The sequence below is a fragment of the Providencia sp. PROV129 genome (assembly GCF_028482245.1).
Lineage (GTDB): Bacteria > Pseudomonadota > Gammaproteobacteria > Enterobacterales > Enterobacteriaceae > Providencia > Providencia vermicola.
Window position 1 is genome coordinate 73,525 of sequence record NZ_JAMPQD010000022.1, and the last position, 25,232, is coordinate 98,756.

General features: G+C 43.7%; 25 protein-coding genes and 3 tRNA genes. 24 read left to right on the forward strand and 4 right to left on the reverse strand.

Annotated features, from left to right (window positions below):
• Positions 1-48: 48 nt before the first annotated feature.
• Positions 49-1,101: a small ribosomal subunit biogenesis GTPase RsgA gene (gene rsgA, locus PSF27_RS16315; RefSeq protein ID WP_206083148.1), complete on the reverse strand. Its 1,053-nt coding sequence runs from the start codon at positions 1,099-1,101 to the stop codon at positions 49-51.
• 104 nt (positions 1,102-1,205) lie between these two features.
• Here rsgA and orn point away from each other — a divergent pair, with 104 nt between their 5' ends.
• The 6 genes from orn (at position 1,206) to PSF27_RS16345 (ending at position 3,086) form a co-directional block, all read left to right on the forward strand.
• The gene (gene orn / locus PSF27_RS16320) at positions 1,206-1,751 is read left to right on the forward strand and encodes an oligoribonuclease (RefSeq protein WP_272681882.1); all 546 of its coding nucleotides are present in this window, start codon (positions 1,206-1,208) and stop codon (positions 1,749-1,751) included.
• Positions 1,752-1,893: 142 nt separating this feature from the next.
• Positions 1,894-2,136 (forward strand): type II toxin-antitoxin system VapB family antitoxin, encoded by a 243-nt coding sequence (vapB, locus tag PSF27_RS16325; protein WP_225820598.1) that lies wholly within the window; start codon positions 1,894-1,896, stop codon positions 2,134-2,136.
• Positions 2,129-2,530: a type II toxin-antitoxin system tRNA(fMet)-specific endonuclease VapC gene (gene vapC / locus PSF27_RS16330; protein ID WP_272681883.1), complete on the forward strand. Its 402-nt coding sequence runs from the start codon at positions 2,129-2,131 to the stop codon at positions 2,528-2,530. The genes vapB and vapC overlap by 8 nt, the downstream gene beginning before the upstream one ends.
• A gap of 246 nt (positions 2,531-2,776) precedes the next feature.
• Positions 2,777-2,852 (forward strand) — tRNA-Gly (locus PSF27_RS16335).
• Between the two features lie 40 nt (positions 2,853-2,892).
• Positions 2,893-2,968, forward strand: a tRNA-Gly gene (locus tag PSF27_RS16340).
• A 42-nt stretch (positions 2,969-3,010) separates the two neighbouring features.
• Positions 3,011-3,086: transfer RNA gene (locus PSF27_RS16345), tRNA-Gly, on the forward strand.
• A gap of 691 nt (positions 3,087-3,777) precedes the next feature.
• On the opposite strand, the gene queG is transcribed toward PSF27_RS16345, so the two are convergent.
• On the reverse strand, positions 3,778-4,959 hold the full coding sequence (queG, locus tag PSF27_RS16350; protein ID WP_272681884.1) for a tRNA epoxyqueuosine(34) reductase QueG: 1,182 nt from the start codon (positions 4,957-4,959) through the stop codon (positions 3,778-3,780).
• A gap of 280 nt (positions 4,960-5,239) precedes the next feature.
• Here queG and tsaE point away from each other — a divergent pair, with 280 nt between their 5' ends.
• From tsaE to rplI, 16 genes are all read left to right on the forward strand, one after another.
• Positions 5,240-5,704, forward strand: coding sequence for a tRNA (adenosine(37)-N6)-threonylcarbamoyltransferase complex ATPase subunit type 1 TsaE (tsaE, locus tag PSF27_RS16355; RefSeq protein WP_206083153.1), 465 nt, complete (start codon positions 5,240-5,242; stop codon positions 5,702-5,704).
• A gap of 14 nt (positions 5,705-5,718) precedes the next feature.
• Positions 5,719-7,005 (forward strand): N-acetylmuramoyl-L-alanine amidase AmiB, encoded by a 1,287-nt coding sequence (gene amiB / locus PSF27_RS16360; RefSeq protein WP_272681885.1) that lies wholly within the window; start codon positions 5,719-5,721, stop codon positions 7,003-7,005.
• A gap of 11 nt (positions 7,006-7,016) precedes the next feature.
• Entirely contained in the window at positions 7,017-8,972 is a 1,956-nt protein-coding gene (mutL, locus tag PSF27_RS16365) for a DNA mismatch repair endonuclease MutL (RefSeq protein WP_272573905.1), read from the forward strand.
• The gene (gene miaA, locus PSF27_RS16370) at positions 8,965-9,906 is read left to right on the forward strand and encodes a tRNA (adenosine(37)-N6)-dimethylallyltransferase MiaA (protein WP_206083157.1); all 942 of its coding nucleotides are present in this window, start codon (positions 8,965-8,967) and stop codon (positions 9,904-9,906) included. Before mutL ends, miaA begins: the two co-directional genes overlap by 8 nt.
• Positions 9,907-10,012: 106 nt before the next feature.
• Positions 10,013-10,309, forward strand: a complete 297-nt coding sequence (gene hfq / locus PSF27_RS16375; RefSeq protein ID WP_206083158.1) for an RNA chaperone Hfq — start codon at positions 10,013-10,015, stop codon at positions 10,307-10,309.
• 91 nt (positions 10,310-10,400) lie between these two features.
• Entirely contained in the window at positions 10,401-11,681 is a 1,281-nt protein-coding gene (hflX, locus tag PSF27_RS16380; protein ID WP_206083159.1) for a ribosome rescue GTPase HflX, read from the forward strand.
• Positions 11,682-11,796: 115 nt separating this feature from the next.
• The gene (gene hflK, locus PSF27_RS16385; protein ID WP_047756188.1) at positions 11,797-13,005 is read left to right on the forward strand and encodes an FtsH protease activity modulator HflK; all 1,209 of its coding nucleotides are present in this window, start codon (positions 11,797-11,799) and stop codon (positions 13,003-13,005) included.
• Between the two features lie 2 nt (positions 13,006-13,007).
• On the forward strand, positions 13,008-14,009 hold the full coding sequence (gene hflC, locus PSF27_RS16390) for a protease modulator HflC (RefSeq protein WP_206083161.1): 1,002 nt from the start codon (positions 13,008-13,010) through the stop codon (positions 14,007-14,009).
• 284 nt (positions 14,010-14,293) lie between these two features.
• On the forward strand, positions 14,294-15,595 hold the full coding sequence (locus PSF27_RS16395) for an adenylosuccinate synthase (RefSeq protein ID WP_206083163.1): 1,302 nt from the start codon (positions 14,294-14,296) through the stop codon (positions 15,593-15,595).
• Between the two features lie 330 nt (positions 15,596-15,925).
• Positions 15,926-16,348, forward strand: coding sequence for a nitric oxide-sensing transcriptional repressor NsrR (nsrR, locus tag PSF27_RS16400; RefSeq protein ID WP_206083165.1), 423 nt, complete (start codon positions 15,926-15,928; stop codon positions 16,346-16,348).
• Between the two features lie 42 nt (positions 16,349-16,390).
• A complete protein-coding gene (gene rnr, locus PSF27_RS16405) occupies positions 16,391-18,859 on the forward strand; it encodes a ribonuclease R (protein ID WP_206083167.1) in 2,469 nt (822 codons plus the stop codon).
• An 87-nt stretch (positions 18,860-18,946) separates the two neighbouring features.
• Positions 18,947-19,696 (forward strand): 23S rRNA (guanosine(2251)-2'-O)-methyltransferase RlmB, encoded by a 750-nt coding sequence (rlmB, locus tag PSF27_RS16410; protein WP_206083169.1) that lies wholly within the window; start codon positions 18,947-18,949, stop codon positions 19,694-19,696.
• 154 nt (positions 19,697-19,850) lie between these two features.
• Positions 19,851-20,246, forward strand: coding sequence for a 30S ribosomal protein S6 (rpsF, locus tag PSF27_RS16415; protein WP_206083778.1), 396 nt, complete (start codon positions 19,851-19,853; stop codon positions 20,244-20,246).
• Between the two features lie 8 nt (positions 20,247-20,254).
• Positions 20,255-20,572 (forward strand): primosomal replication protein N, encoded by a 318-nt coding sequence (gene priB / locus PSF27_RS16420; protein ID WP_206083171.1) that lies wholly within the window; start codon positions 20,255-20,257, stop codon positions 20,570-20,572.
• Between the two features lie 4 nt (positions 20,573-20,576).
• Complete coding sequence (gene rpsR, locus PSF27_RS16425) at positions 20,577-20,804, forward strand: 30S ribosomal protein S18 (protein ID WP_000135199.1); 228 nt, start codon at positions 20,577-20,579, stop codon at positions 20,802-20,804.
• A 37-nt stretch (positions 20,805-20,841) separates the two neighbouring features.
• On the forward strand, positions 20,842-21,291 hold the full coding sequence (gene rplI / locus PSF27_RS16430) for a 50S ribosomal protein L9 (RefSeq protein ID WP_206083173.1): 450 nt from the start codon (positions 20,842-20,844) through the stop codon (positions 21,289-21,291).
• Between the two features lie 109 nt (positions 21,292-21,400).
• On the opposite strand, the gene PSF27_RS16435 is transcribed toward rplI, so the two are convergent.
• Positions 21,401-21,982, reverse strand: coding sequence for a LysM-like peptidoglycan-binding domain-containing protein (locus PSF27_RS16435; RefSeq protein WP_272573906.1), 582 nt, complete (start codon positions 21,980-21,982; stop codon positions 21,401-21,403).
• 219 nt (positions 21,983-22,201) lie between these two features.
• On the opposite strand from PSF27_RS16435, the gene PSF27_RS16440 reads away from it, so the two are divergent.
• Positions 22,202-22,822 (forward strand): peptidylprolyl isomerase, encoded by a 621-nt coding sequence (locus PSF27_RS16440; RefSeq protein ID WP_206083177.1) that lies wholly within the window; start codon positions 22,202-22,204, stop codon positions 22,820-22,822.
• Between the two features lie 129 nt (positions 22,823-22,951).
• The gene (gene cysQ / locus PSF27_RS16445) at positions 22,952-23,692 is read left to right on the forward strand and encodes a 3'(2'),5'-bisphosphate nucleotidase CysQ (RefSeq protein WP_206083179.1); all 741 of its coding nucleotides are present in this window, start codon (positions 22,952-22,954) and stop codon (positions 23,690-23,692) included.
• A 44-nt stretch (positions 23,693-23,736) separates the two neighbouring features.
• Here the strand turns inward: cysQ and mqo are convergent, their stop codons facing one another.
• Entirely contained in the window at positions 23,737-25,230 is a 1,494-nt protein-coding gene (gene mqo, locus PSF27_RS16450) for a malate dehydrogenase (quinone) (RefSeq protein WP_206083181.1), read from the reverse strand.
• Between the last annotated feature and the right edge of the window lie 2 nt (positions 25,231-25,232).

Here is a 25,232-nt window from a genome sequence, read left to right on the forward strand (position 1 = left end):
CAATTAGAGCAAAGAATTGAGTAATAAAATTGTAAGTACTTACTAACTTTATTTCTCTTTTCCAGTGAAATTGCCGCGCGGCTTCACTTGTTCCATGCTTTCTAAGATGCGATGGTAATTTTCAAAGCGCGATTCTGCAATTTTGTTTGTTTCTACGGCTTCACGTAACAAACAACCTGGGTCATCTAAATGTTTACAGTCACGGAATTTACAACCGCCAAGGTAATCTTTAAATTCGACAAATCCTTTCGTCACTTGTTCCGTGGTTAAGTGCCACAAACCAAATTCACGAACGCCAGGGGAGTCAATCACATCGCCACCGAGTGGGAAGTGGTATAAGCGGGCAGTCGTTGTGGTATGTTGCCCCAGACCTGAGTTATCTGAAACATCGTTAACTAAAATGGTTTCTTCGTTATGCGGGAGCAATGCATTGAGTAAGCTGGACTTACCGACACCTGATTGACCCACAAATACTGAAACTTTCCCTGCTAGCGCGTTAGTAAGTGCTTCCATTCCTTCATTAGTATGGCTGGAGACTTCTAACACTTGGTAGCCAATTTCGCTGTAAATTGTCATCAAGTCGCTCACCCACTCACGGTTTTCGTCATCAAGTAGGTCAACTTTGTTGAGGACGATAATCGGTTGAATGCCAATTGTTTCGCAGGCGACAAGATAGCGGTCGATAATATTGAGCGAAAGTTCTGGCAAAATTGCAGAAACAACGACAATTTGGTCGATGTTTGCAGCGATTGGTTTCAAACCATCGTAATAATCAGGGCGAGTAAGTACAGAGTGGCGCTCATGAACAGCTTCGACAATGCCATTAACCTTGATCTCAGTTTGTGTATTCAACGCAGGGCGCCACACCACGTTATCCCCTGTGACGAGGGATGAAATAGTTCTGCGCAAATTACAGCGTTGAATGGTGCCGTCGTTCGCTTCAATATCAGCATGTTGCCCAAAGCGGCTAATGACTAAGCCTTCTTGTGCTTCACCTAATTGGCTATCATCGATTTCAACTGTTTTTTGTTTTTTCAGTCTTTTTTGATGATTTTCTTGAACTCGGCGCTGTTGGCCTTTCGAAAGTTTCTGTTTAGCCACCTGTCCTCTCTTCACTATTGGCTGTCGTTGGAATATCACTCACGCATTAAGGCATGAAGAGTGCTATCATACCTTAACTTCACAGAATGCAGTTAGGGTATATCATGCAAAAGAATGAGAATAATTTAATTTGGATCGATTTAGAAATGACTGGCCTCGATCCCGTTCGTGATCGCATTATTGAAATTGCGACCATTGTAACAGATAGCCATCTTAATATTTTAGCAGAAGGCCCTGTGATTGCAGTTCATCAGACAGATGAGCAACTGGCTCTGATGGACGAATGGAATGTGAATACGCATACAGGAAGCGGTTTAGTTGAACGTGTACGTAAAAGCACAGTAAGCGAACGCGAAGCAGAACTAGCCACGATTGAGTTCCTTGAGAAATGGGTGCCTAAAGGTGCATCGCCAATTTGTGGTAACAGCGTTGGGCAAGATAGACGCTTCTTATTTAATTATATGCCTGAATTAGAAAGTTATTTTCATTATCGTTATTTAGATGTGAGCACATTGAAAGAACTTGCTCGTCGTTGGAAGCCTGAAATTTTAACGGGTTTTTCGAAGAAAAATACCCACCAAGCGCTTGATGATATTCGTGAATCAGTCGCTGAGCTGGCTTATTATCGAGAGACCTTTATTAAAGATTAAATATTGAATTAATGAAGATGCCGCCCTTGAGGCGGCTTTTTTTAATACAAAAAATTGAAAATTTACCTTTTTTACTCAATATTGCAACAATAACAAGGCTGCTATATACTTATGCTATATTGCATTGGTTGAGGAGGCTCATATGATCCAGCATGGTAAAGTTTTTATGAGTAATCGTACCCAAAATGTTCGCTTACCCGCTGAATTACGTTTTCCTGATGATGTGAAGGATGTCATTGTCAGAGCGAAAGGCAAAGAACGAATAATTACACCCGTTCAAAATTCATGGGATAGCTTCTTTTTGTCTGAACCTGCAATAACCGATGACTTCTTATCATCACGAGCAGAGCAGGTTCCAACACAAAGAGAATCGTTTGATGATTAAATATTTACTCGATACAAATATTGTTATTTTTACGATAAAGCGCCGTCCAGAATCCTTATTACCTAAGTTTAATCAGTATGCAAGCCAGCTAGCGATATCAAGTATAACGTTAGCTGAGCTTGTTTTTGGGGCGGAAAAAAGCATGAATCCCGCCAAAAATCTTTCGGTAGTGAGTGATTTTGTTTCTCGGTTAATGGTTTTACCTTACGATGATTTAGCCGCTTTGCATTATGGTGATATAAGAGCATCTCTTGAAAGGCAAGGTCGGCGAATTGGTGAAAATGACTTGCATATTGCTGCACATGCAAGAAGTAAAGGTTTGATTGTGGTCACAAATAATACCAGAGAGTTTGAGAGGGTTGATGGCCTAAGGTTGGAGGATTGGGCTAAGTAAGCCGTTAATTGTTATTGTATACCCCATCTAAATTTTAAAAGTTACCAATGTTAATGTATTGAAATCAGGTTTTTACAACGTGTGTTGATAAAATCACCATTATGACTATTTTGTCGACAAACGAACAAAAAAATAAAAATTTTGAGTGCAAAGACTTGCTAGTCTCTGAATTTTTCGTATAATGCGCTCCCCGTACCGATGAAGTTTTTGTAATAATATCGGCGCGGAAAACATCCAGAAATGTATGCGGGAATAGCTCAGTTGGTAGAGCACGACCTTGCCAAGGTCGGGGTCGCGAGTTCGAGTCTCGTTTCCCGCTCCAAGCTTTCTTGATGTTTTAGCTAAAGCACTATTTTCGTGATGCGGGAATAGCTCAGTTGGTAGAGCACGACCTTGCCAAGGTCGGGGTCGCGAGTTCGAGTCTCGTTTCCCGCTCCAAACTTTCTTAGTGTTTTAGTAAAATTGCAGTACCCACCAAATGCGGGAATAGCTCAGTTGGTAGAGCACGACCTTGCCAAGGTCGGGGTCGCGAGTTCGAGTCTCGTTTCCCGCTCCAATCTCTTGTTTATATCGTCTCAGTTTTTTCTTTATAATTTTAATCCAAATGATATTTTAGTATTAAAGCATTAAGTGGAATTACTAATTTCATCTAACGGTTTTTTGTACGTAATTTTATTGTTGGTACCCTTGCTAAGCTAGGATCCACACGCCTTCGCCGATCTTTCTTGGATCTAATTTGGATTTTTGCTTGCATTCAACTTCGGGTCACCATAGAATAGCCACCCCTCAGTAATAGGGCATTCTAAAGGTATTTATGTCCTTAAGGTAAAAGTTTAAATAATAAACAAAAATGTGTTTTTTATTTAACTCAGGCAAATTTTCGTTTTAACCTAGTTTTTTGGCAACTTTTTTCGAGTAGTTAACGTAAAATCAGCATTTTTCTTCACAATTCAGCATCAAAAAGTTATCCACAGCTTGTTGAGTTGCGACCCATCTATATGCCAATTTGAAATAACTTATTGCACAGAGTTATCCACAGGCTAACTTCACTATTCTTTTCTTACTGTCAGGTAAAGATAATCAGAACTCTTATCTGTAACTCATTGATTTATAGTCGATGAATTTATTTTTTGAAAATGTGCTAAGCACAACTTGCAAATTCTTTACCTATTGTCTGCAAAGCGATTTTTTATTTTATTCACATCGATTTGACAATTATAGATTTCAGTTATATAGCAGGCCTTTTTTTAGGCGTCGCGAGGTAAACCTTTAGTAATCGCCCGTACAAGGCGTTTTTGTTGTGAAGTTTGAATTGTCACTTGGTTCTCAAGACGTCGGCTAAGCTGTTGTTGTATAGACCAATGAAAGTGCTCGTCTAACATTTCATTGATCCCCAACCTATTTTTTAATGCAAGCACAATACTATCTTGATAAGGCGCATTGCCCAGTGCAACACTGATGTTTCTTAACCATTTAATATAGCCAATACGGCGGATTGCAGAGCCTTCCGTTACCTTCAAAAACCTGTCTTCATCCCACGCAAATAATTCAAGAAGCTCTGGCGTATGCAGCGCTTGCCTTGGGCTAAAATCTTCTTCGTCAGTGAGTTGGGAGAAACGGTTCCATGGGCAAATTAATTGGCAGTCATCACAGCCATAAATTCGGTTACCCATTAATGGGCGAAACTCTTCAGGTATCGCGCTATCAAGTTCAATTGTTAAATAGGAAATACAGCGTCTTGCATCAACAGTATAAGGCTCAACAATGGCGCCTGTTGGGCAGGTTGTCATACAGGCAACGCAGCGGCCGCAGTCATCTTCAATGGGTTTATCGACAGGAACAGGTAGGTTGATCAGCAGTTCTCCAAGGAAAAACCACGAGCCTGCTTCACGATTTAATACCAATGAGTGCTTTCCAGTCCACCCTAGGCCAGCTTTAACGGCAAGAGGCCGCTCTAAGATTGGCGCAGAGTCAACAAATGGACGAAAATTAAGATCCTCAACGGTTGTACCATCCGCAAGGAGCGCCCCATCAAATTCACGGCAGTAAGCTAAAATACGATCTGCAAGGGCTTTTAAGCGTTTTTTTAATAGCTTATGATAGTCGCGACCAAGGGCGTAGCGGCTAACATACCCGAGCTCAGGGTTATTCAGTGTGCTGGCAAACGCCGCTTTGGCGGGCAAATAGTTCATGCGAACACTGATGGCCCGTAAAGTGCCAGGATGGAGCTCATGGGGACGTGCCCGCATCATTCCGTGGCGGTTCATCCATTCCATTTCACCGTGGTATTGCTTGTCGAGCCATGCCTGCAGTTTGGGTTCTTCCGCGGACAGGTCAGTATCGCAGATCCCCACCTGTTGGAAGCCTGCTTCAATGCCCCATTGTTTGATAAGTTGAGCGAGAAGGTTGAGATCGAGAAATGCTGCCATCAGATCCTGTCACAGTAAAATAAAACGGCTGGCACTCTACCATGGAAGCGATTTTTTCTCAAAATTGATGAAAAGAGTGCCTTTCGGTGTTCAGATCTATTATAAGATATTTCTGATCTGATAGTTTCAGCAATGTTAATTAAGAAAAATGACGGCGCTTAGGTTAATATAGTCAATGGTATTTGGAAGAACTGAAACAGGCTTCCTCTCGGATACAGATAACAGTCATTAGACAATAATTTGGCGACACAGCCCATCAATAATGCCACAAAAGAACACTATGAAAGAACGTAGAATACAACTTGCTGATGAAGCGCAAACTGTTGCGCTTGGTCGCGCAATTGCAGGTGCTTGCCATCAAGGTGTGGTAATTCACCTGTATGGTGATCTCGGTGCGGGAAAAACCACGTTTAGTCGTGGTTTCTTACAAGCTTTGGGTCATCAAGGCCATGTAAAAAGTCCAACTTACACACTGGTTGAACCTTATGAATTAGCGGATCGTTATGTTTTTCACTTTGATCTCTATCGTCTAGCAGATCCTGAAGAACTTGAATTTATGGGTATTCGTGACTATTTTTCTGAAAACTCGATCTGCTTGGTTGAATGGCCGCAACAAGGTAAAGGTTTTTTACCTGAAGCGGATCTTGAGCTCCATCTCACATATCAAGATGAGGGGCGTCAGGCTCACATCGTTGCTTTGTCTGCAAATGGGGAGTCGTTGTTAGAAGCATTACCCCAATTCTAAGGAACTTATTGCTCATGTTGAATGCATCAATGCACAGAATAACAAGAAAGGGTTTTTTGGCGGCTTTTGTCCTTTTTATGCTTTCATTCGCATGGCTTTTTGCTATGCAAGCACAAGCCGCAACACTGTCTAATATTCAAGTGAATAATAGCCCATCACAAGCTGAGGTCACACTAAGCTTTATTGACGGTAAGCCTGATTACTCTTATTTTCCCTTGCATTCACCTGAGCGACTGGTTGTTGATGTAAAGCAACGAGGTGAAATCCTTGGCTTGCCCCTAAAAGTGCCTGCAGGGGATTTGGTAAAAGTGGTGCGTTCAAGCCAACCTTCTGATAACCAACATAAACGTCTGGTGATGGAGCTATCCCGCGTCGCAAAAACCAAAGCTGTTTTAAAGCAAGTGGGTGGCGAATATCAATTAGTTCTGACGATTTCAACAGGTAACTCAACCAGTTCAACGTCATTTAATCGCACCAATAATAATGTTGCTCCTGTGGTCAATAACACGCAGGACAAACCGTTAAAAATGAATAATCCAGCGCCTGTTTCAACGCCTGCCCCTGTAAAATACAAAAATATGCCTAAAGGCAGCAAACAGGTGGTGATCGCTATTGATGCAGGGCATGGTGGTAAAGATCCTGGCGCGATTGGGAAAAATGGTTATAAAGAGAAAGATGTGACTCTGAGTGTTGCGAAAAAACTCTATCAGCGTCTTGAAGCTGACCCTATGTTCAAACCCGCTATGACGCGTGATGGCGACTACTTTATTTCTGTTAGTGGACGTTCCGATGTTGCTCGTAAAAAAGGCGCGAACATGTTGGTATCCATCCATGCGGACTCAGCACCTAACAGCAGCGCACGAGGTGCCTCTGTTTGGGTATTATCAAATCGTCGTGCAAATAGTGAGTTAGGTAGCTGGTTAGAACAACGTGAAAAACAATCTGAATTATTAGGCGGTGCAGGGGATGCGCTCAGTGGTGCAGATCCGTATTTAAGCCAAGCAGTATTGGATTTGCAGTTCGGCCACTCTCAGCGCGTGGGCTATGATGTCGCTGTTCAAGTTATTCAGCAATTGAGAAAAGTGGGTAATATCCATAAAAAAACGCCAGAGCATGCCAGCCTTGGGGTTCTGCGTTCTCCCGATATTCCGTCAATCTTGGTTGAAACAGGCTTCATCAGTAATGCAGCGGAAGAGCAACTGCTCAAATCCAATGAATTCCAAGATGCAGTGGCTGAGGCCATTCACTTAGGATTGCGCCAATATTTCCTTGCGAATCCGATTCAAGCTGCACCTAAATAAGGAATTGAGCGATGGCAATACATATTCTCTCTCCTCAATTAGCGAACCAAATTGCGGCGGGTGAGGTGGTCGAAAGGCCTGCATCTGTCGTAAAAGAGCTGGTTGAGAACAGTCTTGATGCCAAGGCAACACGCATTGATATTGATATTGAGCGTGGTGGAGAGAAACTGATCCGTATTCGTGATAATGGCTGTGGGATTAACAAAGATGAATTAATCCTCGCCCTTGCGCGCCATGCGACCAGTAAAATTGCGACGCTCGATGACCTTGAAGCCATTATGAGTATGGGCTTTCGCGGTGAAGCATTAGCGAGCATCAGCTCTGTTTCACGATTAACGTTGACGTCAAAACCCGCGGAACAAACCGAAGCGTGGCAGTCTTACGCTGAAGGGCGGGATATGGAAGTCACAGTAAAGCCTGCAGCGCATCCTAATGGTACGACGGTTGAAGTCCTCGATCTCTTTTATAATACCCCTGCAAGGCGCAAATTTATGCGCACTGAAAAAACCGAATTTGGCCATATTGATGAAGTGGTTCGCCGCATTGCATTATCGCGTCCTGATGTGTCTATTAATTTGACTCATAACGGAAAACTGGTGAAACAGTACCGTGCTGCCCATGATGAAGTGCAGCAAGAAAGGCGGCTTGGGACTATTTGCGGTACCGGCTTTATGCAAGGCGCATTAGCGTTATCTTGGGAGCACAGCGACCTGGCAATTAAAGGCTGGGTGGTTTCCCCATCGAATACTCCTGTGAGTGAAACTCAGTATTGCTATGTGAATGGACGGATGATGCGCGACCGGTTAATTAACCATGCTATCCGCCAAGCATTTGAAGGCTATTTAGAAGACAATCAACAGCCCGCTTATGTCTTGTATTTAACCATTGATCCGAAACAAGTGGATGTAAACGTCCATCCAGCGAAACATGAGGTACGTTTTCACCAAGCGCGGTTAGTACATGATTTTATTTATCAAGCCGTACGTACAGTACTCCTTGAAGCGGCATCAATAAGTGAATTACCAGGAATAGAGCCAGTACATGCTGAGCTCGAAAACCGGTCTTCAGCAGGAGGGAATTATTTTTCTTCCCCAACACCAACTTCGAAACCAAATTATACCGAATCATTGCCACAGGCTGAGAGAACCGCTCGTGAACCGCAGGTCGCTTATAAGCCTGCAACCACGGCGACATCAAGTTCTTCCCTGCCCAAATCCGCATCACAATTCGTCGGGAATGTAGAGCAGAAAAACTACGGCACTAACTACGATAAAAAAGCGGGAGACCTTTACCAAAGCTTGATGTCAATTCCAGTTCCTGAAACGGAGAAAAAACCGCTTTTTCCTGAGCGCCAACCTGTGGATACGTCTCAAGTTTCTTCACAACCTGTAGCAAAAAATGCGGATAACTACCTTTTTGGTAAAGTATTGACAATTTACTCAAAAAACTTTGCATTAATTGAGTCTTCGTTGGGACTAATCCTGTTATCCTTAACGGAAGCTAATTATTTATTGAAATTAGCGCAATTGTCGCCAGAGGGTGAAAACCTCAAGCCACAACCTCTTTTGATACCGCTAAAATTGTCACTTAAAAACGATGAAATAGAGGTTTTACAGCGGTACAAGGAACAATTGGCAATATTTGGTATCGAAGCCACGATATTTCATGGAAAAGTAACAATTCATACGGTATCGTTACCATTAAGAACACAAAATTTATCGCAACTTTTTTCAGATTTGATCGGTTTTTTATCGACAAAAGAAAGCATCACACAACAAGATATCGCACAATGGCTAGCCAAAGCGGTTTCACAGGTGAAAACAGAAGAAAGTTGGAGTTTAGCACAGGCTGTTCAGTTGCTGGCTGATGTTGAGCGGATTTGTCCGCAGTGGGTAAAAAATCCCCCGCCAACATTATTACAATTAATTAATTTACAATCCGTGGTAGCTACACTAACAAATGAGTGATTTAGTAACTCAGAAAAAACCTGATGCAATATTCCTTATGGGGCCGACTGCTTCAGGTAAAACCGCTTTAGCGATAGAACTTCGCAAGCATTTGCCTGTGGAAATTATTAGTGTCGATTCGGCGTTAATTTACCGTGGAATGGATATTGGTACAGCAAAGCCAACAGCCGAGGAACTCAGCCAAGCCCCTCATCGTTTGATTGATATTCTCGATCCAGCTCTACCTTATTCTGCTGCTGATTTTCGTCGTGACGCATTAAAAGTAATGAGTGAGATTACTGCTCAGGGTAAAATACCGTTACTTGTTGGCGGTACTATGTTGTATTTCAAAGCATTGTTAGAAGGACTTTCACCATTACCTTCTGCTGATGCAAATGTGCGCACCCAAATAGAACAGATAGCGCAAGAACATGGATGGAGTGAAATCCATCGCCGTTTAGCGGAGGTCGACCCTGTTGCTGCGGCTAGGATCCATCCTAATGATCCACAAAGATTATCCCGTGCTTTAGAGGTATATCTCATTTCAGGACAAACTTTGACTGAAATGACACAAACAGCAGGGGAAGAATTGCCTTATAATGTGTTTCAGTTTGCTATTGCGCCACAAGATCGTAAAATTTTACATGAACGCATAGAACAACGCTTTCATCTGATGATAGACGCTGGTTTTGAAGAGGAAGTCCGTGCTCTTTACCACCGAGGTGATTTACATGTTGATCTTCCCGCCATTCGTTGTGTGGGCTATCGGCAAATGTGGTCATACTTGGACGGCGAAATTAGCCATGATGAAATGGTTTATCGGGGAATTTGTGCAACACGCCAATTGGCAAAACGCCAGATTACCTGGTTAAGAAGCTGGGATAATGTTCAGTGGTTAGATAGTGAGCAACCTCAGCAGGCGCTTGACACAGTTATGCAGGTAGTACGTGCATAGGACTGATGTTTGTGTACAATTAGAACGTTAAGCGCAATTTTTGAGTAGTTACTTTTGGAATCATAAAGATTCTCTTTTAAAAACAACAAAATAAGGAAAACATAGAATGGCTAAGGGGCAATCTTTGCAAGATCCGTTCCTGAACGCATTACGTCGTGAAAGGGTTCCGGTCTCTATTTATCTCGTTAATGGCATCAAATTGCAGGGGCAAATTGAATCTTTTGATCAATTTGTCATTTTATTGAAAAACACAGTTAGCCAGATGGTTTATAAGCACGCTATCTCTACTGTTGTCCCTGCACGTCCTGTTTCTCACCACAGTGGCACAACAGGTGGTAGCGCAGGTAATGGTAATTACCATTCGGGTGCACCTGCATCGCAGGATGGCGAAGTAACTGAGTAAGTTTGTACGCTAAAAGACAAGGAAAGCATGGGTAGGGAGACTGTACCTGTGTTTTCCTTTGCAATTATTGTTTAGCCTAAGAGGTTGCACCTTGTTTGATAGGTATGAAGGCGGTGAGCTTGCTGTGTTAGTCCATGTCTTTTTTTCCCAAGAAAAAGACGTTGATAATCTGGCAGAGTTTGAGTCACTCGTGACGTCTGCTGGGGTAAAGCCAGTACAAATAGTCACAGGCAGTCGTAAGGCACCTCACCCAAAGTTTTTTGTTGGGGAAGGAAAAGCTGAAGAGATAGCCCAAGCCGTTGAGGAAAGTGGCGCAGATGTGGTGTTGTTTAATCACACGCTAAGCCCTGCTCAAGAACGTAATCTCGAAAGGATTTGCCAATGTAAGGTGGTTGACCGTACAGGGGTAATTTTAGATATATTTGCTCAACGGGCGCGTACGCATGAAGGTAAACTTCAAGTTGAATTGGCACAGTTACGTCATTTATCCACTCGCTTAGTGAGAGGATGGACACACCTTGAGCGCCAAAAAGGCGGGATTGGTTTGCGTGGTCCTGGTGAAACTCAACTTGAAACAGACCGTCGGTTATTAAGGGATAAAATCAAACAGATTTTATCGCGGCTTAGCCGGGTAGAAAAACAGCGTGAACAAGGGCGTCAAGCGAGAAGTAAAGCGGATATTCCGACAATTTCTCTCGTGGGTTATACCAATGCGGGTAAATCGAGTTTATTTAACCGTATGACGTCTGCAGATGTTTATGCTGCAGATCAGCTATTTGCGACACTTGACCCAACGCTTCGCCGTATTAATGTCGAAGATGTCGGTGTTGTCGTTTTAGCAGATACAGTGGGTTTTATTCGCCACTTACCACATGATTTGGTTGCCGCATTTAAAGCAACCCTGCAAGAAACTCGTGAAGCAACGTTACTGCTGCACGTTATCGATGCAGCAGATGCTCGCTTGGATGAAAATATCCATGCGGTTGAAAGCGTGTTGGAAGAAATTGAAGCGGATGAAATACCAGCACTTTTAGTGATGAACAAAGTTGATATGCTGGAAGATTTTGTCCCGCGTATTGACAGAGATGAGGATAACAACCCTGTTCGTGTCTGGGTTTCGGCGCAAACAGGTGAAGGTATCCCATTGCTGTTACAAGCATTGACGGAACGCCTTTCTGGTGAAATCGCACATTATGAATTGCGTTTACCACCAAACGAAGGTCGTTTGCGTAGCCGTTTTTATCAACTCCAGTCAATCGAACGTGAATGGTTGGAAGATGACGGTTCAATCGGCCTTGAGGTGCGTATGCCAATGGTGGATTGGCGACGTTTGTGTAAACAAGAGCAGCAATTATCTGACTACGTGGTTTAACAACGTAGCCAGGCAATGGAATTGATATTAAGAGACACACAAACTCGGCATACTTCCAGTGTGTTGAGCGGAGCTCTTAGCCCTGAAAATCAATCATAAAGAATGGAGCTAAAACATGGCGTGGAATCAGCCCGGTAATGACGGACAAGACCGCGATCCGTGGGGAAGCGGCAATAAAGGCGGCAACTCTGGCGGAAACAAAGGTGGTCGAAAACGTGGGGCTTATGATCTCGACGATCTCTTTCGTAAAATAGGTAGCAAGCTAGGTGGGAACAAAGGCGGCAACGGTGGTGATGGCGATAACAAACAGCCTTCACAAATCAGTGGTCGTTTAGGGATGTTAGCACTTGCTGCTATTGTAGTTGTCTGGGCAGGTTCAGGCTTCTACACCATCAAAGAAAGTGACCGTGGCGTAGTGTTACGTTTTGGTGAATACAGTGGTGTTGTTGGGCCAGGTTTGAACTGGAAGCCAACATTCATTGATAGAGTCGTGCCTGTCAACGTAGAAACTGTACGTGAGCAAGCGACTAACGGCATGATGTTGACGTCAGATGAAAACGTGATCCGCGTTGAAATGAACGTTCAATACCGTGTGACTGACCCTGCGCAATATTTATTTAGCGTGACTAACCCAGACAACAGTCTGCGTCAGGCGTTAGACAGTGCTGTGCGTGGTGTTATTGGTCAATCTGCCATGGAGCAAGTATTGACTACGAATCGAGCCTTTATCCGTGATGTGACACAAAAAGAGCTTGAAGCGACAATTGCACCATACAAAATGGGTATCACACTGCTGGATGTCAACTTCCAAGCAGCGCGTCCACCTGAAGATGTTAAAGCAGCATTTGATGACGTAATCTCAGCAAGGGAAGAAGAACAAAAAACTATTCGTGAAGCGCACGCTTATCGAAATGAAGTTCTTCCACTGGCAAAAGGTAACGCACAACGCCTGATTGAAGAAGCCGAAGCGTATAAAGCGAGTGTGGTCTTCAAAGCAGAGGGTGAGGTCGCAAGCTTTGCGAAAATGCTACCTGAATACCGTGCAGCACCAGAAATCACTCGTGAGCGTCTTTACATCGATACGATGGAGCGTGTGTTAAGTAATACACGTAAAGTTATTGCGAATGATAAGAGCAACAGCATGTTAGTGCTGCCGCTTGACCAAATCATGCGTGGTACAAATTCAGATGCGGCTTCAACATCAAAAGTTAATCCGTCAGCAAGAATGGCGACGCCAAGCATTAATTCGTCATCATCTGCTGCAACGCCTGCACAGCCAAACAGCGCTGTTCGTGGTGATGCTGTTAGAGTAGGGAGACAATAATCATGCGTAAATCGCTAATTGTTATCGTTATTGCCATCTTGGCAGTTGCATACGCATCTATCTTTATTGTTCCTCAAACTGACCGCGGCATTGTATTGCGTTTTGGTAAGGTTCTGCGTGATTCTGAAAACAAACCGATCATTTATGAGCCAGGTTTGCATTTCAAAGTGCCATTTATTGAAACTGTGAAAATGTTAGATGCACGTATTCAGACATTGGAAATCCAAGCTGACCGTTATTTGACAAGCGAAAACAAAGATTTAATGGTGGACTCCTACCTGAAATGGCGTGTCACTGATTTCAGTCGCTACTATGTAGCAACTGGCGGTGGTAACCCATATCAAGCAGAAACCCTGTTAAAACGTAAATTTAGTGACCGTTTACGTTCTGAGTTTGGTCGTTTAAGCGTTAAAGATATCATTACTGATTCACGTGGTCGTTTAACCGTTGATGTACGTGATGCCTTGAACAAAGGTACGGCAATTGATGATGCGACAAAAGAAGCAGATGCAGCGATTGCGGATGCCGCAAAACGTGTAGAACAAGAAACTAACTTGAAGCCACTGGTTGTGAATGCAAACAGTATGGCGGCGTTAGGTATCGAAGTTGTCGACGTGCGTATTAAACGTATCGAACTGCCAAACGAAGTTTCTGAAGCTATCTATGCACGTATGCGTGCAGAGCGTGAAGCGGTTGCACGTCAACACCGTTCACAAGGTCAAGAAGAAGCGACTAAGATCCGTGCGGTTGCAGATAAAACTGTAACTGAAACACTGGCAGAAGCAGAGCGTACCGCGCTGACCTACCGAGGTGAAGGCGATGCAATGGCAACAAAACTGTTTGCTGATGCATTCAACCAAGATCCAGAGTTCTATGCGTTTATTCGTAGCTTGCGTGCTTACGAGCAAAGCTTCAAGAGTGGTGAAGACGTGATGGTATTAAGCCCAGACACAGACTTCTTCCGCTTCATGAAAGCACCAACTAAGCTTCGTGCAACAGATTAATAAATAATCAGACTAAGTTGCGTGCAACCTAGCAAAATAACTGTTAATCTATTAAAGAAAAGCCCGCTTCGGTGGGCTTTTTTTCGCCTGTCGTTTTAAGTATAGGATTTTTCAGGGAAAATTTAAGCTGCTCAACTGGTTACATTCATTTTGGGTTTACGGCAGAAATAAAAATACCATTTAACTTGCTTTCCAGAAAAAAATTTTAGTAATGCCAAAATATCACTGGAACAGTTCATTTTTGATGGTAGAATTCATTTTTAAGCAACCGAGTGTATTTCGAAATGGGTAAGAACGTTGTCGTACTGGGCACCCAATGGGGTGACGAAGGGAAGGGCAAGATCGTCGACTTGCTGACAGAGCGCGCTAAATATGTAGTTCGCTATCAGGGCGGCCATAATGCTGGCCATACGCTTGTTGTAAACGGTGAAAAAACCGTTCTCCACTTAATTCCATCCGGTATTCTTCGTGAAAATGTCATCAGTATTATCGCTAATGGCGTTGTTCTTGCGCCTGACGCATTAATGAAAGAGATGAAAGAATTGGAAGACCGCGGTGTTCCAGTTCGCGAACGCTTACGTCTTTCAGAAGCATGCCCACTGATCCTGCCTTATCATGTTGCATTAGATAACGCCCGTGAAAAAGCACGTGGTTCCAAAGCGATTGGAACAACGGGTCGTGGTATTGGTCCTGCTTACGAAGATAAAGTTGCTCGTCGCGGCTTACGTGTTGGTGACTTATTCGATAAAGCAACTTTCGCAGAAAAATTAAAAGAAATCGTCGAATACCATAACTTCCAACTCGTTAATTACTATAAAGAACCTGCTGTTGATTATCAAAAAACACTGGATGATATCATGGCAGTGGCCGATATCCTGACAGGCATGGTAATCGATGTGTCTGATCTGCTGTACAAAGCAAGCCAGAACAACGAATTTGTGATGTTTGAAGGTGCACAAGGCACATTATTGGACATTGACCACGGTACTTATCCGTATGTAACCTCTTCAAATACCACCGCGGGTGGTGTTGCAACAGGTTCTGGTTTAGGCCCTCGTTATGTTAATTACGTACTGGGTATTATCAAAGCTTACTCAACACGTGTTGGTGCGGGTCCATTCCCAACCGAATTGTTTGACGAAGTGGGCGAATTCCTGCGTGAAAAAGGCCAAGAATTTGGTGCAACGACGGGTCGTAAACGTCGTACTGGTTGGTTAGATATCGTTGCAATCAACCGCGCGGTACAAATCAACTCACTGTCAGGTTTCTGCATGACTAAACTGGACGTTTTAGACGGTTTAGAAGAAGTGAAAATCTGTGTGGGCTACCGTCGTCCAGATGGCAAAGTGCTTGAAACAACGCCTTTAGCTGCGGATGAGTGGGATGGTTTAGAGCCAGTTTACGAATCCATGCCAGGTTGGAAAGAAACCACTTTTGGTGTGAAGCAAAGAGAATTACTGCCGCAAGCAGCGTTGAACTACATCAAACGTGTTGAAGAATTAACGGGTATTCCTGTTGATATTATTTCAACTGGTCCAGATCGTTCTGAAACGATGATCCTGCGTGACCCGTTTGACGTTGAGTAATAACATTGACTGCGCCTAATACAGGCGCAGTTTTTTTACTGCTTTACCTCCCTCCGCGATGCAACTTCTTTGATAAAACAGTCAAAATTCCCCATAATGATTGAACTAAGTTACTTTTGTGTGCAGATTCTGTGCAATTAGATGCATATTTGCGATACGTAATACGCTAAACTGTATTTATGAACACATAATTTATTTGCATGCTATATTTTGTGCATAACCAAGTGGGATTTAGGTTCAAATTAGGTTATTTGCAATTAAAATACGTGAGAAAATTTTCGACCAACTCATTTTGGTCGTATAAGTAAAAGCCAAAATTTTGAGGTGATTGTGCAACTGACGAGTTTTACCGACTATGGATTACGAGCGCTTATTTATCTGGCTTCTCTGGGTGAAGGGAAGATGACCAGTATTACAGAGGTGACGGACGTTTATGGCGTTTCACGTAATCATATGGTTAAAATTATCAATCAGCTCAGTCATTTAGGTTATATAAAAGCCACTCGTGGCAAAAATGGCGGGATTACACTAGGGCAACCAGCAGAATCAATTCGTATAGGGGATGTTGTTAGAGCATTAGAACCCCTAACCCTTGTTAATTGTAGTGGTGAGTTTTGCCACATAACACCTGCGTGTCGTTTAAAAGGTGTGCTACACCAAGCAATACAGCAGTTTTTACAAGAACTTGATCAATATACGCTGGCGGACATGGTGAAAGATAACACCCCGCTCTATCAATTACTGCTTGATTAATATTCGCAGTAGTTATGAATTCTGATGACAACGGAGGTAACGATGTCACAAGATCCTTTTCAGGAAAGAGAAGCAGAAAAATACGAATCCCCAATTCCAAGCCGAGAATTCATCCTCGACTTAATCTCGAAACGTACTGCCCCAGCTAATCGCGAAGAAATCGCCCAGTTACTCAATCTTTCTACGGAAGATGAATTAGAAGCTTTACGCCGCCGTTTAAGAGCAATGGAACGTGATGGTCAACTCGTGTTCACACGCCGTCAATGTTATGCATTGCCAGAGCGTTTAGATTTATTAAAAGGAAAGGTTATTGGCCATCGCGATGGCTACGGCTTTCTGCGTGTTGAGGGTAAAAAAGAAGATTATTATTTATCTCAAGATGAGATGAAACGTGCGCTGCACGGCGATGTGATTTTAGCACAGCCATATGGGCAAGACCGTAAAGGTCGTACTGAAGTGCGCGTGGTTCGCGTATTAGAGCCAAGAAACAACCAAATTGTAGGCCGCTATTTTATTGAGTCGGGCATGGGGTTTGTGGTGCCAGATGATAGTCGTCTCAGTTTTGATATCTTGATCCCGAAAGACCGTATTTGCGGTGCTCGCATGGGTAACGTGGTGGTTGTTGAGTTAGTGACTCGCCCACAACGTCGTTCTCAAGCAGTCGGGAATATTATCGAAGTGCTTGGGGAAACAATGGGAACGGGTATGGCGGTTGAAATCGCGCTGCGTACTCACGAAATTCCCCATTCATGGCCGCCACAAGTTGAAAAACAAGTCGCTGATTTAAGTGAACATGTGCCTGAGTCTGCGAAAAAAGGGCGTATGGATTTGCGTGATTTACCATTGGTCACTATCGATGGTGAAGATGCTCGCGATTTTGATGATGCTGTTCATTGTGCGCCGAAAAAAGGCGGTGGCTGGCGTTTATGGGTCGCAATTGCGGATGTTAGCTATTATGTGCGCCCGCAAACATCGTTAGATACTGAGGCGCGTAGCCGCGGTAACTCAGTATATTTCCCATCTCAAGTTGTGCCGATGTTGCCTGAAGTTCTTTCTAATGGCCTTTGCTCATTGAACCCAGGGGTCGATCGCCTGTGTATGGTGTGCGAAATGACGGTATCGGCCTCAGGGAAGCTGTCTTCCTATAAATTCTATGAAGCAGTGATGAATTCCCATGCAAGGTTGACCTATACAAAAGTATGGAAAATCTTGGAAGGTGATGAAGAACTGCGTGAACATTACAAAGCATTGGTTCCACATATTGAACATTTACATCAGTTATACAAAGCATTAGATGCGGCACGAATTGAGCGTGGGGCGATATCCTTTGAATCGGAAGAGGCGAAATTTATTTTTAATGCAGAGCGCCGTATTGAAAGTATTGAACCTGTCGAGCGAAATGATGCACACAAATTAATTGAAGAATGCATGATTTTAGCTAACATTGCGGCGGCTAGATTTGTGGAGAAAAACGAAGAGCCTGCGTTATACCGTGTGCATGATCGTCCAAAAGAAGAGAGCGTAATGAATTTACGTTCAGTATTTAGCGAGTTAGGGCTCACATTGCCTGGTGGTATGAAGCCAGAGCCAAAAGATTATGCACAAGTGATGAATGAAGTGGCTGAGCGCCCTGATCACGAATTGCTGCAAACCATGATCTTGCGTTCGATGAAACAAGCGATTTATGACCCTGAAAACCGCGGTCACTTTGGTCTAGGGCTGAAATCGTATGCGCACTTTACCTCGCCAATTCGTCGTTATCCTGACTTAACGTTGCACCGTGGTATCAAATATTTGTTGGCAAAAGAATATGGCCATTCAGATAAGCGCTGGACAGAAACAGGCGGCTGGCACTCTGATATGGACAGCATGTTGCAACTGGGTGAACACTGTTCGATGACAGAGCGTCGTGCCGATGAAGCAACGCGCGATGTGGCTGATTGGTTGAAGTGTGACTTTATGCAAGACCAAGTTGGTCAAATTTTCACGGGGTTAATTACCAGTGTGACAGGCTTTGGCTTCTTTGTTCGCCTCAATGACTTGTTTATTGACGGTTTAGTACATATTTCTACCCTTGATAACGATTACTACCGTTATGATGCTGTCGGCCAGCGCTTAATTGGTGAATCATCAGGCACGACCTATCGACTTGGTGATGAAGTGGAAATTCGTGTGGAAGCGGTGCATATGGATGAACGCACCATTGATTTCGCGTTAATTTCAACAACTCGTAAAGCGAAAGCCCCAGGCAAAACTGCACGGGATAAAATGAAGCAAGAAGTAAAAAATGCTACGCGGCCAGCTCGCCGTAAAGCGCAAGGGAGCAAAGATAAAAACTTCGAGCCTGATTCTGCATTTCGCCGTTCTGAGAAAAAAGGGAAAAAAAGCGAAGCACAAGCTGATGCAAAAGGGAAAGGAAAGGGAAAAAAACCTTCCGATAAAACTAAGAAAATTACAGCAAAACTAAAAGCAAAACGCGTTGCGAAGAAATCCTCAAAACAAGAGGGCTAATATTTTTGCTAGCGTAGTGCTTTGTTAATTAACGAAAGTGGCGTGTTTGCGCCACTTTCCTCATTTAGATTAAAACATAAGACTGTTATGAGCGAAATTATTTACGGTATTCACGCAGTGAAAGCCTTGCTTGAGCGTTCTCCGCAACGCATTAAAGAAGTGTATATCCTAAAAGGGCGTGAAGATCGCCGATTGATGCCTATCGTGCATGAAATTGAAGCACTAGGCGTTGTTGTCCAAGTCGCGAATCGCCAGTGGATGGATAGCCAAACTGAAGGTGCTGTTCACCAAGGGATCATTGCGAAAGTATTACCAGGTAAGCAATACCAAGAAGGTGATTTGCCCGATTTATTAGAAAGCACACCGTCACCATTTTTACTGGTACTTGATGGCGTGACGGATCCCCACAATTTAGGGGCTTGTTTGCGTAGCGCAGATGCAGCAGGTGTGCATGCAGTGATTGTTCCGAAAGACAAATCGGCGCAATTGAATGCAACTGCAAAAAAAGTAGCTTGCGGTGCGGCAGAAAATGTTCCTCTTATTCGTGTGACGAACCTAGCAAGGACATTGCGCTTATTGCAAGAATACAACGTATGGATTGTGGGGACGGCGGGTGAAGCAGACCATAATTTATACCAAAGCAAACTGACAGGCTCTATCGCATTAGTGATGGGCGCAGAAGGTGAAGGCATGCGCCGTTTAACCCGCGAGCATTGTGATGAATTAATCAGCATCCCGATGGCAGGTTCAGTCTCCTCTCTGAATGTGTCAGTGGCGACAGGGGTTTGCTTGTTTGAAGCCGTACGCCAGCGCTTACCTGTTTCAGGTGAAAAATAATATTTGTGTAAAACTGCATCCATCTCTTGAGTTTTATCTCAGGGGTGGGTATAGTTACGCGTCAATTTTTTAGCCGCACTCAACAAGTTCCTTGCCTCCGCGGGCCGCGGTTAACCCAGACAGGAGGCTAATAATCCGTAAGGAGCAACTACTAATGCGTCATTACGAAATCGTTTTTATGGTCCATCCTGACCAAAGCGAACAGGTTCCGGGCATGATCGAGCGTTACAGTGCAGTAATCACTAACGCACAAGGTCAGATTCACCGTCTGGAAGACTGGGGCCGCCGTCAACTGGCTTACCCAATCAACAAACTGCACAAAGCTCACTATGTTCTGCTGAACGTAGAAGCACCGCAGGAAGCGATTGATGAGCTGGAAACTAACTTCCGCTTCAACGATGCCGTTATCCGCAGCATGGTTATGCGCTTAAAACACGCAGTAACAGAAGCTTCTCCAATGGTTAAAGCTAAAGACGAACGTCGTGGCCGTGACCTTTCTGATGAATATCAGGATGAAGAAGTAGAAGAAACTGGGGATTCTGAAGAGTAATTGCGCAGGTGTCCACTAATCGTTTGGTGCTAACAGGCACAGTCTGTAAAGCATTGATTCGAAAAGTGAGTCCGTCAGGCATTCCACATTGTCAGTTTGTTTTAGAACATCGTTCACAACAACTGGAAGCGGGATTGTCAAGGCAAGCATGGTGCAGAATGCCCATTATTGTTAGCGGACAAACCTTACAAGCTCATACTCACAGTTTAACGGTCGGCAGTTGGATTACAGTTAGCGGTTTCATTAGTACCCATCAAGGGCGTAATGGAATTAGCAAAATAGTCCTCCATGCCGAGCAGATTGATTTGATAGATTCTGGAGACTAGCCATATGGCACGTTATTTCCGTCGTCGCAAGTTCTGCCGTTTCACAGCGGAAGGCGTTCAAGAGATCGACTATAAAGATATCGCAACGCTGAAAAACTATATCACTGAAAGTGGTAAAATTGTACCAAGCCGTATCACCGGTACTCGTGCAAAATATCAGCGTCAGCTCGCTCGTGCTATCAAGCGCGCTCGCTACCTGTCTCTGTTACCATATACTGATCGTCATCAGTAATTGGTACAGTCCATTAACGACTTAAGAGGATAAGGTAATGCAAGTTATTCTGCTTGATAAAGTAGCTAACCTAGGTAGCCTGGGTGATCAGGTTAACGTTAAATCGGGCTATGCTCGTAACTTCTTAGTTCCACAGGGTAAAGCTGTTCCTGCAACTAAGAAAAACATCGAATTCTTCGAAGCTCGCCGCGCTGAACTGGAAGCTAAATTAGCTGACGTTCTGGCAGCAGCACAGGCTCGTGCAGCAGCTGTTACTGCACTGGGTTCTGTTACTTTAGCTTCTAAAGCTGGTGACGAAGGTAAACTGTTCGGTTCAATCGGTACTCGTGACATCGCTGATGCAGTAACTGCAGCTGGCGTTAAAATCGCGAAAAGCGAAGTTCGCCTGCCAAACGGCGTTCTGCGTACTACTGGTGACCACGAAGTTCACTTCCAGTTACACAGTGATGTTTTCGCAGAGCTGAACGTTATCATCGTTGCTGAGTAATCAATAATGATGGTAGGTATTGTCGACTTATCGGCAATACCAATAAAAAACACCGGCTAAGTCCGGTGTTTTTTGTTTTCTAGTATTCCATTTTAGCGATGATTAGCGCCTAAGGTGTACGATAGTAACTGCCGTCGCTTAACCGTGCAAAACTATATGTTTTTCCATCAGAAGCCGTAGTTTCCAGCAACTGAACTTCCCCTTTCTCATTTGCTTTTAAGCGAATTTTTTGCCCCTGACGTAAATTACTTAGCGGTTTTTCAACCCCTTCAACGCGAGCCATGATAAAGGCATCGTTAGCCTGCAAATTATTATCACGGAATAATTGCGCCAGTGTTTTCCCTTTTTGAACGCGGTAATTTTGCCACTTATTTGCCGATGGGCTTGTGACCTGAGGCTCTTGTGTCTTTGGTGTTGTTGGTGGTGGCTCTGTTGGCACAGGTTCTATGGGCTCAGGCACAATTTCAGGTTCTGTTGGTATTTCCTCTATATTACCTTCAGGTTCTTGACCAGATGGCGTCTGAATAGGATCAGGAATGATCTCAGGTGTTGTTGGTGGGGGAATGACAATAGGCTGATTTTGCGGCGTATTATTCAAAGGTTTATCGCCAGTTGGCCAAAACAGGGCAACCACAACAATCAGTGCTAATACGGCGATACCATAGCGATGAAATTTAGACAGTTTAACCATCACTCCTCCTTGATGAGGCAATGCATTAACTTGGGCGTATTTATACGCATACTAACACTGTTTTTGAGTAATTTAAGTGCTTGATATGATTTTTCGGAGAACACTGAGCAAATTTATACGCTATCGGGGTAATTTATTATTTAGATTGACGGTTTGGGTTTACCCATAGCAGGGGGGCTGCTATTCTTGGTTTTTATCAAAAACCATATGGGTATTTTAATGGCAAACCAAAATTTTGATTCAGTAGAAGCTCAAGCGAGTTACGGTATTGGTCTACAAGTTGGCCAACAATTATTAGAGTCAGGGCTAGAAGGCTTAGTACCAAACGCAATTTTAGCGGGTCTGGTTGATGCTTTAGAAGGCAACATGCCATCAGTGCCTGTTGAAACCCTGCACAAAGCATTACGTGAAGTTCATGAGCGTGCAGATGAAGTCCGTGTTGCTCGCCAAGCTGCAATGGCAGAAGAAGGCCAAAAATTCCTCGATGAAAACCAAAAACGTGAAGGCGTTTCAACGACTGAATCTGGTTTGCAATTTTCTGTGATCAACCAAGGCGAAGGTGCGATCCCATCTCGCTCTGATCGTGTCCGTGTTCATTACACTGGCCGTTTAATTGATGGTTCTGTGTTTGATAGCTCTGTTCAACGTGGCCAGCCAGCTGAATTTCCAGTTAGCGGCGTGATCCCTGGTTGGATTGAAGCATTAACGCTGATGCCTGTTGGTTCGAAATGGGAGCTGTATATCCCTCATGAATTAGCTTATGGTGAGCGCGGTGCAGGTGCATCAATTCCACCATTTAGCACACTCGTTTTTGAAGTTGAGCTGTTAGAAATCTTATAAGAATAGCGGTTTTAATCACTATTTGAATTGATGCCTTGGTGTTTTTATTCACTAAGGCATTTTTTATGGCGTAAATTTTACACACTTGCTACTCTTGCTGTAAAGGTCAACGGGAGAGAGGTGAATAACATGCTACAACAAATTTGCGAACTTGCTCAAGAAGCGGGTTATGCCATTATGGAAACCTACAATGCGCAAGAACCGTTGCGGGTTGATCATAAAAGTGACAACTCCCCTGTCACGGAAGCGGATATTGCCGCACACCATATTATTGCTGCTGGCCTCACCCGCATTGCCCCTGATATTCCGCAACTTTCTGAAGAAGATCCTCCGGAGTGGTCAGTAAGACAGCACTGGCAACGCTATTGGTTGATTGACCCTCTTGATGGCACCAAAGAATTTATTAACCGCAATGGGGATTTTACCGTTAACATTGCGTTAATTGAAAATGGGGTACCCGTTATGGGGGTCGTGTATGCTCCTGCAAAAGGGTTGCTTTATTATGCAGAGGGAAACCAAGCGTGGAAAGAAGAAGGCGGTCATAAGCAGCAAATCCATGTGTATGATGGAAAACCTCCTGTCATTGTGATAAGCCGTTCTCATCAAGACAGCGAGTTAATGGATTACTTGGCGCAAATGGGGGAGCATACGACCGTAGAAATTGGTTCATCACTGAAATTCTGCTTTGTCGCGGACGGAAAAGCGCAGCTTTACCCACGTTTTGGACCGACGAATATTTGGGATACTGCAGCGGGTCATGCGATTGCGATTGGGGCAGGTGCGAAAGTAGTTGATTGGAATGGAAAAACTTTAGACTATACACCGAGAGAGTCATTTTTGAACCCTGGCTTTCGAGTGATTTTATTCTAATAATCAGATAAGGTTGGGAAGTCATTTCCCAACCTTATCTGTAGCTAATTATCTAATTGCAGCACTTTAGCGGTTGCAGTACGAATATCTAAACACGCTTTTGCGTCCTGTTTTAAATCAATACCATAAGTTGGAATGATGTCTTTTAACTTAGTTTCCCAGCCATCCGCTTTAAGTTGATTGGCAAAACAATCTTTTAGGACATTTAGCGCAATAAAGGCGGCGGTTGATGCCCCTGGCGAGGCTCCCATCAATACAGTAAATGACTTATCTGCACTGGTAATCAGCTCGGTACCAAATTCTAAAATACCTTTTTTATCATGATCAGGTTTGATAATTTGCACACGCTGGCCTGCAACGACTTCTTTCCAATCCTCATGTTGTGCATCTGGGTAAAATTTTTGCAGTGTGGCAAATTGGTGTGCAGAGGTTTGCAGTACTTGCCCGACAAGGTACTCAGCTAACGACCAATTATCTTTTGCGATAGCCAGCATCGGCTCAATATTATTGAGGCGAATAGATTCAAACAGGTCTAAATAAGAGCCGTGTTTTAAAAATTTACTGGAAAAGCCTGCATATGGGCCAAACAGTAAGGAGCGTTTGCCGCCAATAATACGAGTATCTAAATGTGGAACTGACATCGGTGGAGAACCTTTGTCTGCTTTGCCATACACTTTTGCATGGTGCCTTGCAGCCACTTTTTCATCATCGCAACGTAGCCAAATTCCACTGACAGGGAAGCCGCCATAGCCTTTTCCTTCAGGAATACCTGATTTTTGCAGTAATTCAATAGCACGTCCTCCTGCACCGACAAACACAAATTTTGCGGATGTGACGTGTTTTTCATGGGTCAATAAATTTTTGACTTCCACATTCCAGCGACCATCAGAGGTTTGAGTGACATCAACGACTTCATGTTTATAGTGAAGAGTAAAACCAGACTGTTCGCTGAGTTGTGCCATTAATAAATGCGTCAATGCACCATAATCGACGTCTGCCCCTGTAACTACACGGGTGACAGCAATATTTTTGTCATCGTCACGACCTTCCATCAACAACGGTGCCCAATCATTAATTTGTTTTGGGTCATCACTGTATTCCATGTTGTGGTAGCAGTGGTGAGCTGACATTTGCTTAAAGCGTTGTTGTAAAAATTTGACATTGTCGGCGCCCCAAACAAAGCTCATATGGGGGCAAGGGTGAATAAAATCGCGTGGATTTTTAATTTTTCCTTTCGTGACAAGGTATGACCATAACTGGCGAGATAAATCGAATTCTGTATTAACTTCAAGGGCTTTGCTGATATCGACCGTGCCATCAGGATTCGGCGGGGTGTAGTTCATTTCACAGTTTGCAGCGTGGCCTGTTCCTGCGTTATTCCACGGATGTGAACTTTCTTGTGCACAATCATTTAAGCGTTCAAAAACCGTAACCGTCAGTGATGGGTCGAGTTCTTTTAATAAAGTACCGAGTGTCGCACTCATAATCCCTGCACCGATCAGCGCAATATCAACGTTTTCTGCTATAGGTTTAGTCATAA

What these genes read in the sequence shown, in the direction of transcription:
- rpsR (WP_000135199.1), top strand. Translation starts at nt 20,577, where the DNA reads ATGGCACGTTATTTCCGTCGTCGCAAGTTCTGCCGTTTCACAGCGGAA.
- mqo (WP_206083181.1), bottom strand. Translation starts at nt 25,230, where the DNA reads ATGACTAAACCTATAGCAGAAAACGTTGATATTGCGCTGATCGGTGCA.
- miaA (WP_206083157.1), top strand. Translation starts at nt 8,965, where the DNA reads ATGAGTGATTTAGTAACTCAGAAAAAACCTGATGCAATATTCCTTATG.
- mutL (WP_272573905.1), top strand. Translation starts at nt 7,017, where the DNA reads ATGGCAATACATATTCTCTCTCCTCAATTAGCGAACCAAATTGCGGCG.
- vapB (WP_225820598.1), top strand. Translation starts at nt 1,894, where the DNA reads ATGATCCAGCATGGTAAAGTTTTTATGAGTAATCGTACCCAAAATGTT.
- rnr (WP_206083167.1), top strand. Translation starts at nt 16,391, where the DNA reads ATGTCACAAGATCCTTTTCAGGAAAGAGAAGCAGAAAAATACGAATCC.
- hfq (WP_206083158.1), top strand. Translation starts at nt 10,013, where the DNA reads ATGGCTAAGGGGCAATCTTTGCAAGATCCGTTCCTGAACGCATTACGT.
- hflK (WP_047756188.1), top strand. Translation starts at nt 11,797, where the DNA reads ATGGCGTGGAATCAGCCCGGTAATGACGGACAAGACCGCGATCCGTGG.
- hflC (WP_206083161.1), top strand. Translation starts at nt 13,008, where the DNA reads ATGCGTAAATCGCTAATTGTTATCGTTATTGCCATCTTGGCAGTTGCA.
- PSF27_RS16435 (WP_272573906.1), bottom strand. Translation starts at nt 21,982, where the DNA reads ATGGTTAAACTGTCTAAATTTCATCGCTATGGTATCGCCGTATTAGCA.
- rlmB (WP_206083169.1), top strand. Translation starts at nt 18,947, where the DNA reads ATGAGCGAAATTATTTACGGTATTCACGCAGTGAAAGCCTTGCTTGAG.
- tsaE (WP_206083153.1), top strand. Translation starts at nt 5,240, where the DNA reads ATGAAAGAACGTAGAATACAACTTGCTGATGAAGCGCAAACTGTTGCG.
- rpsF (WP_206083778.1), top strand. Translation starts at nt 19,851, where the DNA reads ATGCGTCATTACGAAATCGTTTTTATGGTCCATCCTGACCAAAGCGAA.
- orn (WP_272681882.1), top strand. Translation starts at nt 1,206, where the DNA reads ATGCAAAAGAATGAGAATAATTTAATTTGGATCGATTTAGAAATGACT.
- amiB (WP_272681885.1), top strand. Translation starts at nt 5,719, where the DNA reads ATGTTGAATGCATCAATGCACAGAATAACAAGAAAGGGTTTTTTGGCG.
- rplI (WP_206083173.1), top strand. Translation starts at nt 20,842, where the DNA reads ATGCAAGTTATTCTGCTTGATAAAGTAGCTAACCTAGGTAGCCTGGGT.
- queG (WP_272681884.1), bottom strand. Translation starts at nt 4,959, where the DNA reads ATGGCAGCATTTCTCGATCTCAACCTTCTCGCTCAACTTATCAAACAA.
- cysQ (WP_206083179.1), top strand. Translation starts at nt 22,952, where the DNA reads ATGCTACAACAAATTTGCGAACTTGCTCAAGAAGCGGGTTATGCCATT.
- PSF27_RS16440 (WP_206083177.1), top strand. Translation starts at nt 22,202, where the DNA reads ATGGCAAACCAAAATTTTGATTCAGTAGAAGCTCAAGCGAGTTACGGT.
- PSF27_RS16395 (WP_206083163.1), top strand. Translation starts at nt 14,294, where the DNA reads ATGGGTAAGAACGTTGTCGTACTGGGCACCCAATGGGGTGACGAAGGG.
- vapC (WP_272681883.1), top strand. Translation starts at nt 2,129, where the DNA reads ATGATTAAATATTTACTCGATACAAATATTGTTATTTTTACGATAAAG.